This window comes from Sinosporangium album (genome assembly GCF_900100605.1).
Lineage (GTDB): Bacteria > Actinomycetota > Actinomycetes > Streptosporangiales > Streptosporangiaceae > Sinosporangium > Sinosporangium album.
The window spans coordinates 15,967-33,160 of the sequence record NZ_FNCN01000029.1 but is presented as its reverse complement, the minus strand read 5'-3'; the positions used below and the strand labels follow the sequence as shown (position 1 = coordinate 33,160).

Below are 17,194 nucleotides of genomic sequence, written 5' to 3'. Positions count from 1 at the left end.
CCAGTCGCGGATGGGGGACGACTAGTCGCGGATGGCGGGCATGGTGCCGGTGGAGTCCTCGGACTCCTGCGGGACGGGGTCGGGCAGGATCTCCCTCACGTGGTCCTGGATGATCCGGGAGACCTCCTCTTGGGGCAGGGTGCCGTCGACGACGAGGTAGCGGTCGGGGGCCGCGGCGGCGAGCGCGCGGAATTCCCGGCGCACGCGCTCGTGGAACTCCAGCGGCTCGGCCTCGATGCGGTCGGCGGGCGAGGCGAAGCGGGTGAGCCCGATCGACGGCGGCACATCGATGAGCACGGTCAGGTCGGGCAGGAGGCCGCCGGTCGCCCACTCGTTGAGCTTGGCCACCTCCGAGGAGTCGAGCGCGCGGCCGGCCCCCTGGTAGGCGAGCGAGGAGTCGATGTAGCGGTCGGTCACGACCAGGGCACCGCGCTGGAGGGCGGGGCGGATGACCTTCTCGACGTGCTCGGCGCGGTCCGCGGAGTAGAGCAGCGCCTCCGATCTCGCGGAGAGCCCCTGGTGGGCGGCGTCGAGCAGGATGGCGCGCAGGCGCATGCCGACCTTGGTGGAGCCGGGTTCGCGGGTCTGCACCACGTCGAAGCCCTGGTCGCGCAGCCAGATGGCGAGCAGCCTCGATTGGGTGGTCTTGCCGGAGCCCTCCCCGCCTTCGAAGGCGATGAAAAGCCCGCCCGTGTCGTCGTCTTCACTGTGAGCCACCGGTTTCCTCCCCCGAAGAGCCTCGAACAGGTCGGTGGCCAGCGGCGCGCCCCCTCGGCCCTCCACGTGCCGCAGGGACACGATGCCCAGCACGACCGACAGGAGCCCGCAGACCAGCAGCACCAGGTTGGCCCCGTCGAAACGGTAGACCACGTCCGGCGCGATCCGGACGACGTGGTGGCCGAACAGCCCGGCGAGCGGGGCTGCCACCAGCACCGCGACGATCAGCGCGGCACGCGCCCCCGCCTGGAGGAACGACAGCGTACGGCCCCGGCCGAGGTCGCCCGCCTGCGCGTCGACCGCCGAAAGGCCGACGCTCCAGGCGATGCCCGCGCACGCGGCGAGGGCACCGGTCAGCAGCACCACGACGACCAGGTTGTGGATCAGCGCGGCGGCGGCCAGGAGGACGCCCACGGAGATGATCGACAGGCCGAACAGGCGCCCTCGCGACAGCTCGCGCAGCGTGCGCGGGCCGAGGGACAGGCCGAAGGCCATGCCGAGGAAGACCGCTCCGAGCAGCGTGCCGTAGGCCGCGTCGCCCCCGCCGAGGGCCCCGGGCCCGATGTGCGTCCGTGCCACGGAGACCACCGCGCCCACGGCGGCGACGGCGCCCAGCATGCCGACGATCAGGCCGCGGACCGGGCGGTCCGCCGCGAGGTGCCGCCACCCTGCGGTGATCTGCCGGAGGATCGACGGCACGGGGACGGCGGAGGCCTGCCCCGGCGGGATCTTGAGCGTGAGCAGGCAGGCGGCCGAGGCCAGGTAGATCGCCGCGTTGACCAGGAGGGCGACATCCGTGGGCCGCGCGGTGAACCCGGGTGAGAGGCTGCGCCCGAGATCGGTGGCGACCGCCACGACGACGAAGAGGGCGGCGGCGACGGGGGCGGTGCCGTACGCGGCGAGGAGGTTGAGGCTCCTCGCGGAGGTCAGGCGCTCCTTCGGCACGAGGCTCGCGACCGCCGAGTCTTTGGCCGGCGCCCAGAGCAGGGCGGCGAGTTCGAGGAGGACGACCGCGATGATCGTCCAGAGGTAGGTGCCGACCAGGGGGACGGACAGGACGAGCGCGAACATCGCGAGATTCGCGCCGGCCATCGTCAGCCGCCGGTCGAACCGGCCGGCGAGGGCCGCCGCAGGCGGGCCGAGCAGGACGGCGGGCAGCAGCTTCGCGAGGAGGACGCCCCCGACCGCCAGCGCCTGCGCCCGATAGCCGGACCCCGCGGTGAGGGTGCCCGCGACGGCGGTGAGCGCGACGAGGCTCAGCCAGTCGCCGAGACCGTGGATCGACATGGCCGTCCACAGCCTGCGGAATGGGCCGCTTGTCAGCGCGTGCGGAGGCTTTCGCCGCGCGGCGGACCGGCCAGGGGTGGTCATAATGTCAGCGTATCCAGGGGATTTGTCAGGCTTGAGGGAATGCGGAATGCGGACCGGGCAGCGTGCGCCCGATGCTCGACGCCTGAGGGTAGTGCCTTCGGGCAGTGCTTCGCAGGGCACATTCGCGTAATGCGTCCGCTTTGTGACGCATAGATTCCACAAGTCCAACGGGCTGCCGTCATGCCGCAGGGGCACGAGGGCGGCGAGGACGACCGTGAGCGCGGTCAGCCACCGGCGGATGCGCCCCGGCCGGGTGGTGGCCCTGACCAGGCGGTGCCACAGGTACAGGTGGGCCGCCACGGCGACGATCAACCCGTGACGAAGAACCCGGAGATCACTGAGTACCTCTTTCCCCGATACCCGCCCATGGTACGGAAGGCGGCATAAGTACCGAGGAAAGAGGCACCCTCCGACATCAGGCTGAATTCTTGCCGTATATCTGCTGCCAGGGCCGTACCGCCTCAAAAGCGGCACTGGCCGCGATGACGTCGCCGTCGTTGCGGCGCCGTCCGATGATCTGCATGCCGACGGGCAGCCCCTCGCGGGTCAAGCCCGCCGGAATGGACGCCGCCGGATGCCCGGTCAGGTTGATCAGATAGGTGAGGCACCAGCCGAACACCGGGCTGACCTTCTCCCCCTTGATCTCAGTCACCCCCCTGGTCAGTCCGTCGGTGGCGTTGGGGACGGCCGCGGTGGCCGCGGTCGGAGTGATGAGAAGGTCGTAGGTGCTGAACACCGACTGGATGGTGTCGAAGATCTGTGTGCGCATGCGCTGCTCGCGGGCCAGATCCAGCGCGGAGACACGGTATCCGGCCGCGATCAGCTCGTGGAGCTCCGGGGGGATCTGCTCCGGGTGGTCAGCGACGAGGTCGACGCCCTGGGCCTTGAAATTCTCCACGACCTCCGCGTTCCGCGTCGAGATCAGACGCGAGAACATGTCGGTCAGCTCGGTGTGACTGTAGGTGAAGTCGATGTCGACTTCTTCGACCGTCGCTCCCGCCTCTTCAAACGCGCGTACGGCTTCCGCCACCCGCTCGGCGACCTGGTCGTCGACGGGATAGGCGCCGAAATCGGGACTGTAGGCGATCCGCCATCCTCGGATGGACCGTTCCATGTCGGCGAGGAAATCGGTGGGCTGGTCGATGCTCATCGGATCGCGAGGGTCATAGCCTGACAGGACCTGAAGGCCCAGGGCCGCGTCCCGCACGCTCCGCGTCATCATGCCTTCGTGCAGGAACGGGTTGAACCCGCCGAACCCGTTGGGCCGAATGACGGTGGGCACCCGCCCGGCCGACGACTTGAACCCGTAAATCCCGCACCAGGCGGCCGGAATGCGGATCGAGCCGCCGGCGTCGCTCCCCTCGGCGAAGGGAACCAGGCCGTCCGCGACCGCGGCGGCGCTCCCGCCGGAGGAGCCACCCGCGTTCCTGGTGAGATCGAACGGATTCCTCGTCGGCCCGAATAGAGGATTGTCCGTGGTCGCCCGCATGCCCATCACCGGGCTGTTGGTCTTGCCCAGGATGATCGCGCCGGCCCGCTCCATCCGCTCGACCCACAGGCACGAAAAGTTGGCTACGAAGCGCGCGAAGGCGGGGATGCCGCCGTAGGTGGACACCCATCCCGGTTTGAAGTCGTAGAGGTCTTTCATGGCCGTCGGCACACCATGCAGAGGACCGACCTCCACACCCTTCATCACCGCGTCCTCGGCCTCCCGGGCGACGCGGCGCGCGTCGTCGTATCCCTTGAAGGTGAATGCGTTGAGCTCGGGATCGCGCCGCTCGATCAGATCAATGCACGCCTCGACCAGCTCGACGGGCGAGATCTTACGGTGCCGCACCAGCTCGGCCATCTGCGCTGCCGACATGAATGCGATTTCAGGACTGGTGTGATTCATTGCCGCTCCACAAGAGATGAGAAGGCACCGCGGCCGTGCACGACCCGGCCGCCGATGACCGTCGCCTGAACTTCGATGTCTTTGATGTCGTCCTCGGCGCACGTCACCGGGTCGTCGGAGAGAACGACGAGATCGGCGAGCTTCCCGGTTTCGATCGAGCCGAGTTCGTTCTCCATGAACAGCGCGTGCGCGCCGTTGTTGGTGAAGATGCGGATGGCCTCTTCCCGGGAGATCCGCTGATCGGGCCCGAGGACCTCCCCGGTCAGGCCGACCTTTCTCGCCAGTGACTGCCAGAGCGTGAACATCGCCTCGTGAGGCCCCCAGTCCGTGCTCTGCGCGACGGGCACCCCTTCGTCCAGCCACCAGCGCAGCGGAACGGCGTTGTCGGCGTAATCCGGCCCCATACGGTCGAGGAAGACCTCCGCCCCTTTCCCCCAGATGAAATTCGTGGTGGTCGTGGGAACGACGCCCAGCCGCCCGCACTCGGCGATCTGCGCCCGGGTGGCGAACTCGGCGTGTTCGAGCACCCAGCGCCGGTCTTTGAGGGCGAACTCCTTATCGATCTCGGACAGGGTGTCGAGAACGATCTGGACGGCTCCTCTGCCGCCGACGCAGGTGTGGAGGCGAAGCCCGTGGCGGGCCGCCAGCCGCGCGATCGAGAGGTAGATCTCCGGCGGCACCACAGGCCCCGGCATCACCATGCCTCCGTAGGGCCCGGGGTAAGGATTGTCCGCCACGCCTCTGCCGTGCCAGTGCGGGCCGTCGATGCCTATGCACACTCCGGCGATATGCAGCCGGTCATTGCCGAACCCTCCTCCCGCCGCGAAGGAGATGGTGCGCAGCATGTCCTCGATCTCGCCGAGTGGGCGCCGCCAGTCCACGGTGAACGCGAAGAAGACGCGCAGCGGGAGATCCAGTTCGGCGTACGCCCGCATCTCCTCCGGCAGGGTCAGATGATTTTCCAGCAGAGTCGTGGTGCCGCCCGCGAGGAAATCCGGGGCCATCTTCCTGATGCCCTCGCGGATGTATTCGTAGGTGTGCTTAGGGGCGAAGGCGGTGAGCCGCTCGAAGAATATGGACGGGTTGTACGCCGGTTGCATGTTGCGGAGTTCGCCGGTCGGGTCTCCGGTGACCGGATCGCGGACGACCTCGATCCCGTCCAGCCAATAGCAGTCCTCGGTGATACGCACCCGGTTGGCCCCGCCGCGCGGAATCTCACCGTCCGGGAGCCCGGCGAGCCGCAGCGCGAGACTGTTGAACAGCGCGCTGTTGGGCACCCGGTGCGTCGGAGCGGTGACGTAGACCGGATGCTCGGGGGCCGCCCTGTCGAGCTCCCACCGATTGGGGAAGCGGCCCTCCGCCAGCCCCTTCGGCATGTCGAAGAAGTACGGCGGATCGCCTATCGGCGTGGTGAGAATGGGCGTGCCTGGCGGTGTGGCCGCCGCCGCGGCGCGGATGGCGGCGCAGATGTCCTCCACCGATCGCGCCCCGGCGAGGTCGACGTAATGCTTTTCCCTGCCGAACATGCCAAGGTGCCCGTGGGTGTCGATAAAGCCGGGCAGCACCGTCGCGCCGGCCAGATCGAGCACGCGGGTTCGCGGCCCCGCCAGGGCCATCGCCTCGGCTTGCGTGCCGACGGCGCTGAAGCGGCCGTGGGTGACGGCGACGGCCTGTGCCGTACGGAACGCGGGGTCGGCCGTGATGACGTTGGCGTTGACCACGACCATGTCCGCACCGAATGCCGATGGGCCGAGTGCCGATGAACGGGTGTCGTTCACGTTTCTCCCTCAGATGCTCGTCTGTTCGCTGGGCCTCGTAACGCCGGGCCCTCCCTGGGAAAGGACGGCCGCTCCCGCGGTGAATATCGCGCACAACCCCGCGAGCACCGCGGCGATGGTGACCATGACGAAGACGGCCTCCGTCCCGCCGGCGACACCCAGGACCCAGCCCGCGGCGAGAGGTCCGAGGATTCCTCCGGCCCGGCCGATCCCCAGCATGTAGCCCTGGGCCGTGCCGCGGGCCTGCATGGGATAGATCGCGGCGCAGAGGTTGTTGAGGATGAACTGCCCGCCGATGATGAAGAATCCGGCTCCCGCGACGGCGATGATATTCGTCACCCGGGTGTTGATCAGGGCGAGCACCAGCGCCGAGACTGCCCCGAAAGCGCACCACAACATGAGGCCGCGGCGCGTGCCGACCCTGCCGTCGGCGACATAAGCACCCACCAGGCCGCCGATCGCGGAAACGCCGGGGAAGATCGCGCCGAAGGCGAATCCCAGGGTGAAGCCCTCCCCTCGCTCGATCATCAGGGTGGGCAGCCACCCGGTCAGCGCGTAAATACCGAGGAGCAGGAAGAACGACGCCCCCCACAGGGCGAGGCTGCGCCGGAGGAACGTCGCCTTGAGCGGAATCAGCCAGTCCTTTCCGGACCCCGTGCGGGCGGCCGCGACCAGGGTCGCGCGGGCGTAGACATCCGCGCGCTCAGGCCGAATGCGGGCCAGCAGGCGCGCGGCCTCCCGCTGCCGGCCATTGGCGACGAGGAACTCCACCGACTCGGGGAAGACCGCGATGTACACCGCCCCGACGATCAAGGCACCCGAGCCGATCCAGAACAGAATCTGCCATCCGAACGACGGCGTCAGAGTGAGGCCGATGAGCGAGGCGGCGACACCGCCGAGGGGAAAGCCCATCGCCGCCAGGACGGCGAGCCTGTTGCGTACTTTCCCCGGCGCGAACTCGTTCACGTAGATCGTGCCGAGCGGCATGATGATGCCCAGCCCCAGGCCGGTGAGGATCCGGAGAGTGATGAAACTCTCGAAGGAATTGGCGAGCAGCGCGGTGAGCAGGGTGAAGATTCCGGTGATGAGCAGTCCGGCGATGAGCACAGGACGGCGTCCCATGCGATCGGCGAGCACTCCGTGGAACAGGGAGCCCACGAGGAAGCCCATCAGTCCGGACGAGACGAGGAGCCCCGACTGCACGGTCGTCAGGCCCCACGGCTCCGCCACGAAGTGGATGACGTAGGCGGGGATCACGGTGTCATAACCGTCGAACAGGATCGCGATGAAGACGAGGAAGACAAGCCTCCAATGGAAGGGCTTGACGCTCGCCTCGTTCAACTCGGTACGTACATCCACGTCATCGGTTTGACCGGCCATAGCCGACCTCTTTCTCTGGTAAAGCCAGGTGGTTCGATCCCCCGATCGAGTCGTCAGCAGTGAGGTGGTCGCGGTCCCCGTGCCGGCGGAACGCCGGGCGGCGCGACCAGAAGTCAGATGGCGTCGAGGCCGAGAAGGCGGGCCGCGGTACCGCCGTCGATGGCCTTCCGTTGGGCGTCGGTGAGTTCAGGGCCGGCGTAGTAATTCGTGGCCGACACATACTGGGCTTCGGAGCAATACGGGAAGTCGGTGCCGAAGAGAAGCCGGTCGGCTCCGATGACGTCCGTGGTGCAGCGGAAGGCCGCCTGACTCCAGGAGACGGTGTCGTACCACACACGTCGGGCGAGATCACTGGGCTTGGCCGGCCAGTTGGTGTTGCCGGCGGCGGCGCTGTTGTCAAACCTCTGCATGAGGAAAGGAAGACCGCCACCGAGATGCGGAACGATGATGTTCATCCGCTCGTATCGCAGAGGCACACCCGATTTCAGGATGTGGGTGAGGGCCATGAGGTCCTCGATCGGCGCCCCCACCAGCCATTCGAGGCGCTGATCCGTGATCATATGCGAGTCGATGCCACACCCGGCCGGGTGGATGAAGAGCGTGGCGCCCCGGCGGTCAAGCTCCGCGTAGATCGGCTCCAACATCGGATCGGCGAGTGTGCGGCCGAGGACGCTCGTGGTGATGGACACTCCCACCATGCCGAGGCCGTCCATGGCCCGGTCGAGTTCCTCCAGCGCGGCCTCGGGGTGAGGAAGAGGCAGGCTGGCGAAGGCGCGAAAGCGCGACGGGTGGGCTTTGACCGCCTCGGCGTGCCGGTCGTTGACCAGCCGCGCGGCGGCCACGGCCGTTTCCGCATCGTCGAAGTACGGCTGGGAGGACGCCGGCGACAGGATCTGCAGGTCGACTTTGGCCTCGTCCATGAGCCTGAACCGCCGCGCCATGGATTCGTCGCTCCCGTCCGCGCCCAGGCCGCGGGTGACCGCGACGTCGACGCCGTGGGATTCCAGCAAGGCTATGTAGTCGTCGGGGTAGTAGTGGCAGTGGACGTCAATGCGCATGAGCCATCGCCCCTCAAGTCGATGAAGTGGTTTCGGCCGCCGGGAGGAACCCGGCGCGTTTCAGGACGGTCGGCGGTCCGTGGATGCCGAGGGTCCCGGAGGAATGGGATACGCGCCGCGGAAGACGTTCCGCGGGTCGTAGGCGCGTTTGATCTCCTGAAGCCGCCGATAGGTGGCGGCGGGCCAGACGCGCGCCACGTCGTCGGGCGTGTGCGCGTTTCCTTGGAAGTTCAGCAGGCCCGCGCCCGTGCTGTACGGCGACAACGCCTCGAACAAGCGTGTGACCCGCTCGTTCATGTCCCGCTCCCGGTGGGTGAGCAGGGAGCCGAAGATGGTGACGGAGAATTCTCCGTCCCTGCCGCCGACGGCGTTGGCGGGCTCAGGAGAGCGGCCGAGCGCTCCCCCCATGCGGCGGATGTCGATGAGGTTGAAGGGGCTGCCTGAATCGGCTCCGCCCAGGCTCACCAGGCTTTCCACCGCCTCCTCGGGCAATGCCCGCAGCAGGGTGGCCCGCTCCCAGAAGGGAAACGGATCCGGGGGGTCGTTGTAGACGGAGCCGACCTCGCTGTACGGCATGTCCCGCACGGTGTCGAGGACGACGGGAGCGGCTTTTCGCATGGGGGCGAGCAGCCGGTCGCCTTCCGCCGCCTCACCGAGATAGACCACCCGAAGATGGGCGACGAACTTCCCCCGCACCGGCGTGGGGACCCTGGGCAGGTCCGGCAGTTTGATCAACGCGACCGAGGCCGCGAAGTCCTCCGGCAAGGTCCAGACCCATTCTCGGAAAGCGTGGAGCACCGCGGGTGCGTCGACGCCATCGAAGTAGACACCGCCGCCGTGGATTCTCGGGACCGGGAAAAGATCCACCTGCATCGAGCTCACGATGCCGAAGTTGCCTTTTCCGCCGCGCGCGGCCCAGAACAGGTCGGGTTCGCGATCCTGATCGACGACGCGTACGCGACCGTCCGCGGTGACCATCTCCAACGTGCGCACGTTGTCGGCGGCGAAGCCGTACCGGCGTCCTAGCGGGCCGAGTCCGCCGCCCAAGGTGAATCCCACGGCGCCCACCGACGGCGACGAGCCGTTCAGCGGGGCGAGGCCGTACGGCGCCGCCGCCTCGATGACCTGTTTCCACCGGACTCCCGCTTGTATGCGCGCGGTGCGCGCGACGGGGTCGATCGTCATTCTCGTCATCCGGCGGGTGCTGAGGAGAACCGCGTCGTTCGCGGGGACAAAGGCGCCGTGCCCGGTGCACTGTACGGCCACCGCCAGGTCGCGGCCTGAGGCGTAGGTGACCGCGTCGGCGATGTCCTGGGTGTTCATCGCGCCCACCACCACGGCGGGACGATGAATACACGCCGTGTTGTAGGCGTCGGCCTCCGGCTCGTAGCCGCTGCCACCGGGAAGGAACACGGGGCCGGCGGTTCTTTCCCGTAGTTCGTCCGTGGTCATCGTTCGGCGTAAAGGAATCACTACCTCTTCCTCCTTGGTCAACGGGAAGACAGGAAGACGGAGAGTGGCGAATATGTCTGTCTGACGGCATGGGTCGTAAGCCGAGGAAGTTCAGCTTGGACGATGGCAGGAGAACGGTCGTTCACGCGGCCGGCGGCCGACATCTCGCTACGAGACGGAAGCGTTGGCCCGCATTGAAAGGACCTGCATTGAAGTACCTGCGTTGAAAAGAAAGAAAGACCGAACGGAAAAGAGGTGCGGGCTCGTGGCGGTCAGGCGCCGGCGTTTCCTGGCGAGACACGGTCGGGGTCGCGCCTCGGATGCGTCCTGGTCATGTCGGCCCGAGGGCTCCGGTCGAAACCCCGGGGACGGCGCTACCCGATGTTGATCTATGGACCACTTCTACTCTGAGACGGGCAAAGAGCGGAATCATTAGAGTTAATGGACCCTAACACGCCCGGATAAGAGCAGACAAGACGTCAAAAGCCCTGACATTCAGTCAATTGATTAGGGTGATTAGATTCGTCCCTGCGTCACGCCGGAAGACGGCGGGGCCGAGATGACAGCATCCACGTCCAGCGCCTGGTGTACGGCACGGCCGTGCCGTACACCAGCGGCAGGGCACATCTACTTGGCCGCGGCCTTCGTACGCGTGGTGCGCTTGGGGGCCGGCCCCTTGGCCCGGCGCTCGGCGAGCAGCTCGGCGGCCCTCTCGATCGTGATGTCCTCGACCGTGTCCCCCTTGCGGAGGGAGGCGTTGGTCTCGCCGTCGGTGACGTAGGGGCCGAAACGCCCCTCCTTCACGAGCACCGGCTTCTTGGAGGTGGGGTCGTCCCCCAGCTCGCGGAGCGGCGGAGCCGCTGCCGCCCGCCCGCGGCCACGCTGCTTCGGCTGCGCCAGCAGCTCCTTGGCCTGGTCGAGCGTGACGGTGAGAAGCTCCTCCTCCGAGGGCAGCGACCGCGACTCCTTGCCCTTCTTCACATAGGGCCCGAACTTCCCGTTGGAGGCGACCACCTCCTCACCGTCGAGCTCGCCGAGGCTCCTCGGCAGCGACAGCAGTTGGAGCGCCTGCTCCAGGGTGACGGTCGCGATGTCCATCGACTTGAACAGCGAGCTGGTGCGCGGCTTGACCACGTCCTTCTTCTTGGTCTTCTTCTCCGTGACCTCCTCCGGAAGGATCTCGGTCACGTAAGGCCCGTATCTCCCGGACTTGGCGACGATCTTGTGGCCGCTGACCGGGTCAAGGCCGAGCTCGCGGTCGCCGGACGGCTGCTTGAACAGCTCCTCGGCCCGCTCGGCGGTCAGCTCGTCAGGGGCGAGATCCTCGGGGACGTTGACCCGGGCGCCGTCTCTGTCGAGATAGGGCCCGTATCTCCCGACCCGGATGACGATGTCGGTGCCTCTGATCGGGAAGGAGCTGATCTCCTTGGCGTCGATCTCGCCGAGATCGGTGACCATGTCCTTCAGACCCTCGTCGTCGGCCTCGCCGAAGTAGAAGCGGCGCAGCCACAGCACCCGGTCGGCCTCGCCGCGGGCGATCGAGTCGAGGCAGTCCTCCATGCGCGCGGTGAACTCGTAGTCGACCAGGTTGCCGAAGTGCTGCTCCAGCAGGTTGACCACGGCGAACGCCAGGAAGGACGGCACCAGCGCGGTGCCCTTCTTGAACACGTATCCCCGGTCGAGGATCGTGCCGAGAATCGCCGGATAGGTGGACGGCCGACCGATCTCACGGTCTTCCAGTTCCTTGGTGAGCGACGCCTCGGTGTAACGCGCCGGCGGCTTGGTCGTGTGGCTGAGCGGCGTGATCCCACTGGCCGTGAGCGGGTCGCCCTCCACCAGGTTGGGCAGCCGCTTCTCCGAGTCGTCCCGATCCGTCGACGGGTCGTCGGCGCCCTCCACATAAGCCTTGAGGAAGCCGTAGAAGGTGATCGTCCGCCCGGTCGCGGTGAACTCGACCTTCTCCCCGGAGTTCGACGAACCGCCCACCTTCACGGTCACGGACTCGCCGGTGGCGTCCTTCATCTGGGAGGCGACCGTGCGCTGCCAGATCAGCTCGTAAAGCCGGAACATGTCGCCACTGAGGCCGGTCTCGCCGGGAGTGCGGAACTCCTCACCCGACGGGCGGATCGCCTCGTGCGCCTCCTGCGCGTTCTTCACCTTGCTGGTGTAGACGCGAGGCTTGTCCGGCACGTAGGCCTTGCCGTACAGCTTGACCGCCTGCGACCGCGCCGCGGTCACCGCGGTCTCCGACAGCGTGATGCTGTCGGTACGCATGTAGGTGATGTAGCCGTTCTCGTAGAGCCGCTGCGCCACCTGCATGGTGTATTTCGCGGAGAAGCCCAGCTTCCGGCTGGCCTCCTGCAGCATCGTGGTGGTGCGGAACGGCGGATACGGCTTGCGGGTGTACGGCTTGCGCTCAACAGACTTGACCTTGAACGCCGCGCCCGTGAGCCGCCCGGCGAGGGCACGCGCCGCCTCCTCGTCCAGGTGGAGCACGTCGGCGTTCTTCAGCCGGCCCGTGGAGGCGAAGTCGCGCCCCTGCGCCACCTTGCGCCCGTCCACCCCCGAGAGGGTGGCGGTGAAATCGTGCGGCTCTTCCTTCTTGCCGGTATCGAAGAGCGCGGAAAGGTCCCAGTAGTGCGCGGCGGTGAACTTCAGCCTCTCGCGCTCGCGCTCCACCACCAGCCGCGTCGCCACCGACTGCACCCGCCCGGCCGACAGGCGCGGCTTGACCTTCTTCCAGAGCACCGGGCTGACCTCGTAACCGTAGAGGCGGTCCAGGATGCGTCTGGTCTCCTGCGCGTCCACCAGCAGGAGGTTGAGGTCGCGCGGGTTCGCCACCGCCTCGCGGATGGCCTGAGGCGTGATCTCGTGGAAGACCATGCGGTGCACCGGCACCCTCGGCTGCAGGACCTCGCGCAGGTGCCAGGCGATCGCCTCCCCCTCGCGGTCCTCGTCGGTGGCGAGGTAGAGCTCGTCGGCCTCCCTCAGAAGGCGCTTGAGCTTGGCGACCTGGGATTCCTTGTCGGGGTTGACGACGTAGAGCGGCTCGAACTCATGTTCGACATTCACGCCCAGCCGGGCCCAGGACTCACCCTTGTACTCCTCGGGAATGTCGTCGGCCCGCTCCGGAAGATCACGGATATGACCGATGCTGGACTCCACCGTGAAGCCGCGCCCGAGGTACTCGGCGATCTTCTTCGCCTTGGTCGGCGACTCGACGATCACCAGGCGGGTTCCGCCGGCGCTGCCGTTCTTCGCTGGCACGCTGCTTCCTACCTCGCTCTTCGCTTCCGTTCCCCCTGTCGGGCAAGCCCCGCCGCGCTAGCGGACGACGGAGCCCGAGGGCCGACACCGATTCTGACGGTAACCCGTCGCCCGGGTTTCCCTTCCCCTCGGGTTACCCGGTCTCTTCCGGGTACACCCACAAGGACGCAGAATAAGGCCCAGCGACTCCTCACGTCCCCTAGCCCACCCTCGGAGACTAATAGCTGTGCTCAACTACTCCTACATGGATGTCCACATCCCGCGTGGCACCTCCCGGGAGGCGGCCCGCCAGATCCTCACCGACCACGCGGAACACGGGGACTGGGAACTCGACCGCCTGCGCCTGTATCCCGACGGTAGCCGCAAGGTGCGCCTCCGCCGGAAGATAATACGGGTTGTCCGCACTCTCTGACGCCCTGTCAAGCCTCTGACCCCGGAATTTCCCTCCCGTGGGGGAGGATCGACCAACTCGGCCTCACGCACTGGCGCCCGGGCCGTAAACGCCCCCAGAACCCTGCCATCGCGCCCCGGCGCCGGGCCGCCGAACACCGGCCTCAGACCGAGGCCCGCACATGGCTTTGCCCGCCCCGGACCATGCCGCCGGAACGGGCAAAAACTTTTCGGCTTTCCACGATGCGAGATCGCGGCAGACGCGCTGCTGTCTTCAGTTGTGGCGCCTTGTCTTTACTGACGGGCGCAGTGTGATCTTTAACGCTATGCGGGCCGAATATGGATGGCTTTTTCAGCCTGGGCCCGGCATCCGGTGACACCGGCCGAGCGAGACCTCCGTACGGCCCTTTCGACCTGCTCTGACCTGTCCGACCACGTGTTCGACCAACCCGCGGGCCGCTTGTTCCCCGGGGCCCGCGGGTGGAGACCCCCGCCCCGTGTGCGACAGGACGGGGGTGTCAACGTGGTCGAGAGAGGCTGTGTCGAGAGAGGCTGTGTCGAGTGAGGCTGTACGGCTTCAGCCGCCTCGCCGGGCCCTTCCGGGCCGCTTCCGCTTAGCGGCGGCCGAGGCGGAACCGGCGGGTCGCGGCGAACAGGCTGGCCGAGGCGGCGAACATGGCGCCCATCACCAGGGCGAACAGCGAGCCGCTGTTCATGCCGGTGAGGCCGGCGGGCTGCTCGGCGCTCATCAGGCCGATGTTGCCGAGGGGCAGAGCCGAGGTGGCCTGGCCGACGGCGCTGCCGGCCGGGGTCGAGCCGACGAGCTCGGTGATCGGGGAAGCGACGGACAGCGGGCTTCCGGCCGTACCGGGCTTGACGGTCTTGGTGCCCTTAGCTCCCTTGGCGCCCTTGCCGTCGTTCGAACGCATCGGCGTGGTGGGCATGCCCGGCGTGCTGGGGATCGCCGGGAGGCCGATGGTCTGGGCGACGTCGCCGACCACCGGCAGCTTGGCGCTCTGCGCCTGCTGGGTCAGGTTGCCGACGGCGGGAAGCGAGGACAGCGGGCTACCGGCCTTGCCGGTGGCCTTGCTGGTGGGCTGCGTGGAGGCGGTGGGGGTCGGGGTGGGCTTGGGACGCGGCGTGTGCTTGTGGTCGGGGGTGCCGACGTGGGCCCCGCCGAGGCAGCCGGCGGCGGCGTCACCAAGCACGGCCACCGCGTTGCCGCAGACGTTGACCGGGGCGGTGATCGGCGCGACCACCTGGTTGCCACCGCCGACCGAGGAGCGGCCCGACGTGGTGTTGCCACCAGCGGACGGAGCCCCCTTCTGCGAGACCGACGCGCCGCCCTTGCAGGACGACTTGCTGCTGCCGAGCACCGCGGCGGAGGTGCCGCACACGTTCACCGGGGCGGTGATCGGGGCGACGGCCTGGTTGCCGCCGAGGACGCTGCTGGAGCCGGAGGTCCGGTTGTTGCCGGAGCCCTTGCCCGCGCTCTGCTTCAGCGTGATGCCGCCCTTGCACTTCGCGAACGCCTGCCCGAGGACCGCGGCCGCGTTGCCGCAGACGTTGACCGGGGCGGTGATCGGCGCGACCACCTGGTTGCCACCGCCGACCGAGGACCGGCCCGACGTGGTGTTGCCACCAGCGCCGCCGCCCGCCTGGCCCTTGACGGAGCTGCCGCCCTCGCAGCCCGCCACCGCGTTGCCGACGGCGTTGCCGCACACGTTGACCGGGGCGGTGATCGGCGCGATCACCTGGTTGCCGCTGCCGACGCCGTACCGGCCGTCGGTGTCGTTGCCCTTCGAACCGCCGCCCGCGCGGTGGTAGGCGCTGTGCGGGGGCTTGTGCGGGGGCTTCTGGGTGACGGAGCTGCCGCCCTTGCAGGACGAGAACGCGTTGCCGAGGATGGCGATCGCGTTGCCGCAGATGTTGATCGGAGCGGTGATCGGCGCGACCACCTGGTTGCCGCCGCCGACCGAGGACCGGCCCGACGTGGTGTTGCCTCCCGCGCCGCCCCCGGAGCCGCCGCTGGTGACCGAGGAGCCTCCCGTGCAGCCCGCCGTCGCGTTGCCGAAGATGGCGATCGCGTTGCCGCAGACGTTGACCGGAGCGGTGATCGGGGCGTTGACCTGGTTGCCGCCGGCGACCGAGCTGCGGCCGTCGGTACGGTTGCCCGAAGCCTTGCCGCCGCCGCGGGACGAACCGGTGTCCTTGACCGACGAGCCGCCCTGGCAGCCAGCGTCGGAGTTGCCGACCAGCGAGATCGCGTTGCCGCAGGCGTTGACGGGGGCGGTGATCGGGGCGTTGACCTGGTTGCCGCCGAGGACACTGCTGGTGCCGGAGGTGGTGCCCGGGGCACCGCTGCTCCCGCTCTGCGGCGCGCTCTCCACGGAGGCGCCGCCCTTGGAGCCGGCGGTCGCGTCGCCCAGCACCCCGACCCCGTTGCCGCTGATGTCGATCGGAAGGGTGACGGGCAGGTTGATCTGGTTGCCGCCGCCGACCGAGCTGCGGCCGTCGGTGTCGGCGAAAGCCGTACCGCCCATGGACATGACGGCGACCGCGAGAAGAGCGGCGGGAGCCGATGCTTTAGTCCACGTACGCATGGTTGAACTCCTTGGTGGTTCTTTGGGGGTACCTGACGTGTCGTGAGCGGGATCGGGGCGTGCGGGAGCCGTACTTCGGCTCCGCGCACAGCGGAAGCCCCGGTGTTCACGAGGGAGAGAAGCTGACGATCGCCCGTATGCGGGGCTCTGTCCGGTGTTCGATGGCCGAGCTGGGCCTGGGCTGGAGCTGCGGGAGAGATTCACCGGCGTGTGAGTCGCTCCGGCTCGTGAACCCCTGGCCAGGTGGCGGAGAGGGCGTACGGGACGCCCCAGCGCCTTCCCTGGGGGACAGGCCGGCTTGGGGGTGGACGGATGTCCGGGAGGGTGTCGACGAAGCACAGGCGCCGCGTGCGATCCGGCGATCCGCCTGCTCTGTCACGCTCGGTCTCGGGGACCTCGGGAGCGTCGAAGGCTGAGCCCCACGACGGCTCCCGCAGGCGGGAACCCCGGCGACCAGGCCGAGCAGATCATCAGATCGCGTCACCCGGACGGGTCCGTCCGAACATCGTTCGAACGTCGTTCGAACACGGCCGCGGATGGGCCGCCGGACAGTGCGGCGGGGCTAGTCGGGGGAGTAAGAAGGCTCGTCCGCCGCTGTGCGGACGACTGGCCGGTCGGCGTTCGCCGGTGGCAGACGGCGCGCCGTGAGTTGCGGGTCGAAAACGGACCGCGCGGCGTCCCCCGGGCCGATGCCTTGACCACCTCCGGACTGCGGCACGAAACCATTCGCGCCGGAGCCGAGCTCGGTGGCCGCGGGGGTGGGGAAGCCGGGCTGCGACTGGCTTGTCAGCCCGTCGACATGCCGCCCGGCCATGGCCTCGGCGTTGTCAGGCGCCGAGACGTCATCACTCACCGTGGGGAGACCATCATCGGGTGATCCGGTGAGGCGATCCGCGGCCGATGTGTCCGAGGAGTCGGAGAGGGCCGCCCCCGTCGCCGCGGTGGAATCCGCGGCCGCCGGAGAGGCGCCGAGCGCTCCGAAGAGAACGGCGAGCAGCCAGCCGACGGCCACAAGGCCACCGAACGCACAGGCCCGCGTGAGCACGCGCCTGGCACCGACGGCGAACCGCTCGACCCACTCGGATCGCACGGCCGCTCCCACCGGGCCCTCCACGAACGCGCCACTCGCCGAGACGCCACGCTCACGGCCGGCCACGGGCACGCGCCGAGCGACAAAGGGCACTCTCGCCCCTCGGCGCCGGATCGGCATGCGTGCCACGTGAAACCTCCTGAGCGATGAGCCGACCCACCGGGTGGGACCAGCCCTGACCTCCTCAACGGAAA

At 68.5% G+C, this 17,194-nt stretch carries 10 protein-coding genes; 1 reads left to right on the top strand and 9 read right to left on the bottom strand.

Annotated elements, in window-relative coordinates; translation table 11 throughout:
- Nucleotides 1–21: 21 nt before the first annotated feature.
- The 7 genes from tmk to topA all read right to left on the bottom strand — a co-directional run bounded on the left by tmk (nt 22) and on the right by topA (nt 12,917).
- Complete coding sequence (gene tmk, locus BLQ73_RS23925) at nt 22–2,088, bottom strand: dTMP kinase (protein ID WP_093173577.1); 2,067 nt, start codon at nt 2,086–2,088, stop codon at nt 22–24.
- Nucleotides 2,089–2,503: 415 nt separating this feature from the next.
- A complete protein-coding gene (locus tag BLQ73_RS23920; RefSeq protein WP_218125993.1) occupies nt 2,504–3,952 on the bottom strand; it encodes an amidase in 1,449 nt (482 codons plus the stop codon).
- Between the two features lie 26 nt (nt 3,953–3,978).
- Complete coding sequence (locus BLQ73_RS23915) at nt 3,979–5,760, bottom strand: amidohydrolase (protein ID WP_093173573.1); 1,782 nt, start codon at nt 5,758–5,760, stop codon at nt 3,979–3,981.
- Nucleotides 5,761–5,769: 9 nt separating this feature from the next.
- Nucleotides 5,770–7,119, bottom strand: a complete 1,350-nt coding sequence (locus tag BLQ73_RS23910; protein ID WP_176955634.1) for an MFS transporter — start codon at nt 7,117–7,119, stop codon at nt 5,770–5,772.
- Nucleotides 7,120–7,253: 134 nt separating this feature from the next.
- The gene (locus BLQ73_RS23905) at nt 7,254–8,198 is read right to left on the bottom strand and encodes an amidohydrolase family protein (protein WP_093173569.1); all 945 of its coding nucleotides are present in this window, start codon (nt 8,196–8,198) and stop codon (nt 7,254–7,256) included.
- A 60-nt stretch (nt 8,199–8,258) separates the two neighbouring features.
- Complete coding sequence (locus BLQ73_RS23900) at nt 8,259–9,611, bottom strand: FAD-binding oxidoreductase (RefSeq protein WP_218125992.1); 1,353 nt, start codon at nt 9,609–9,611, stop codon at nt 8,259–8,261.
- Nucleotides 9,612–10,277: 666 nt separating this feature from the next.
- Entirely contained in the window at nt 10,278–12,917 is a 2,640-nt protein-coding gene (gene topA / locus BLQ73_RS23895) for a type I DNA topoisomerase (protein WP_093173565.1), read from the bottom strand.
- 226 nt (nt 12,918–13,143) lie between these two features.
- Between topA and BLQ73_RS23890 the strand changes: the two genes are divergently transcribed.
- Nucleotides 13,144–13,329 carry a DUF5703 family protein gene (locus tag BLQ73_RS23890; RefSeq protein WP_143020406.1) on the top strand — a complete coding sequence of 62 codons (186 nt, stop codon included), beginning with the start codon at nt 13,144–13,146 and terminating at the stop codon, nt 13,327–13,329.
- A 592-nt stretch (nt 13,330–13,921) separates the two neighbouring features.
- Here the strand turns inward: BLQ73_RS23890 and BLQ73_RS23885 are convergent.
- Both BLQ73_RS23885 and BLQ73_RS23880 read right to left on the bottom strand, forming a co-directional pair.
- Nucleotides 13,922–15,910, bottom strand: coding sequence for a chaplin (locus BLQ73_RS23885; protein ID WP_093173563.1), 1,989 nt, complete (start codon nt 15,908–15,910; stop codon nt 13,922–13,924).
- 562 nt (nt 15,911–16,472) lie between these two features.
- Complete coding sequence (locus BLQ73_RS23880) at nt 16,473–17,000, bottom strand: hypothetical protein (RefSeq protein ID WP_245691331.1); 528 nt, start codon at nt 16,998–17,000, stop codon at nt 16,473–16,475.
- Nucleotides 17,001–17,194: the final 194 nt, after the last annotated feature.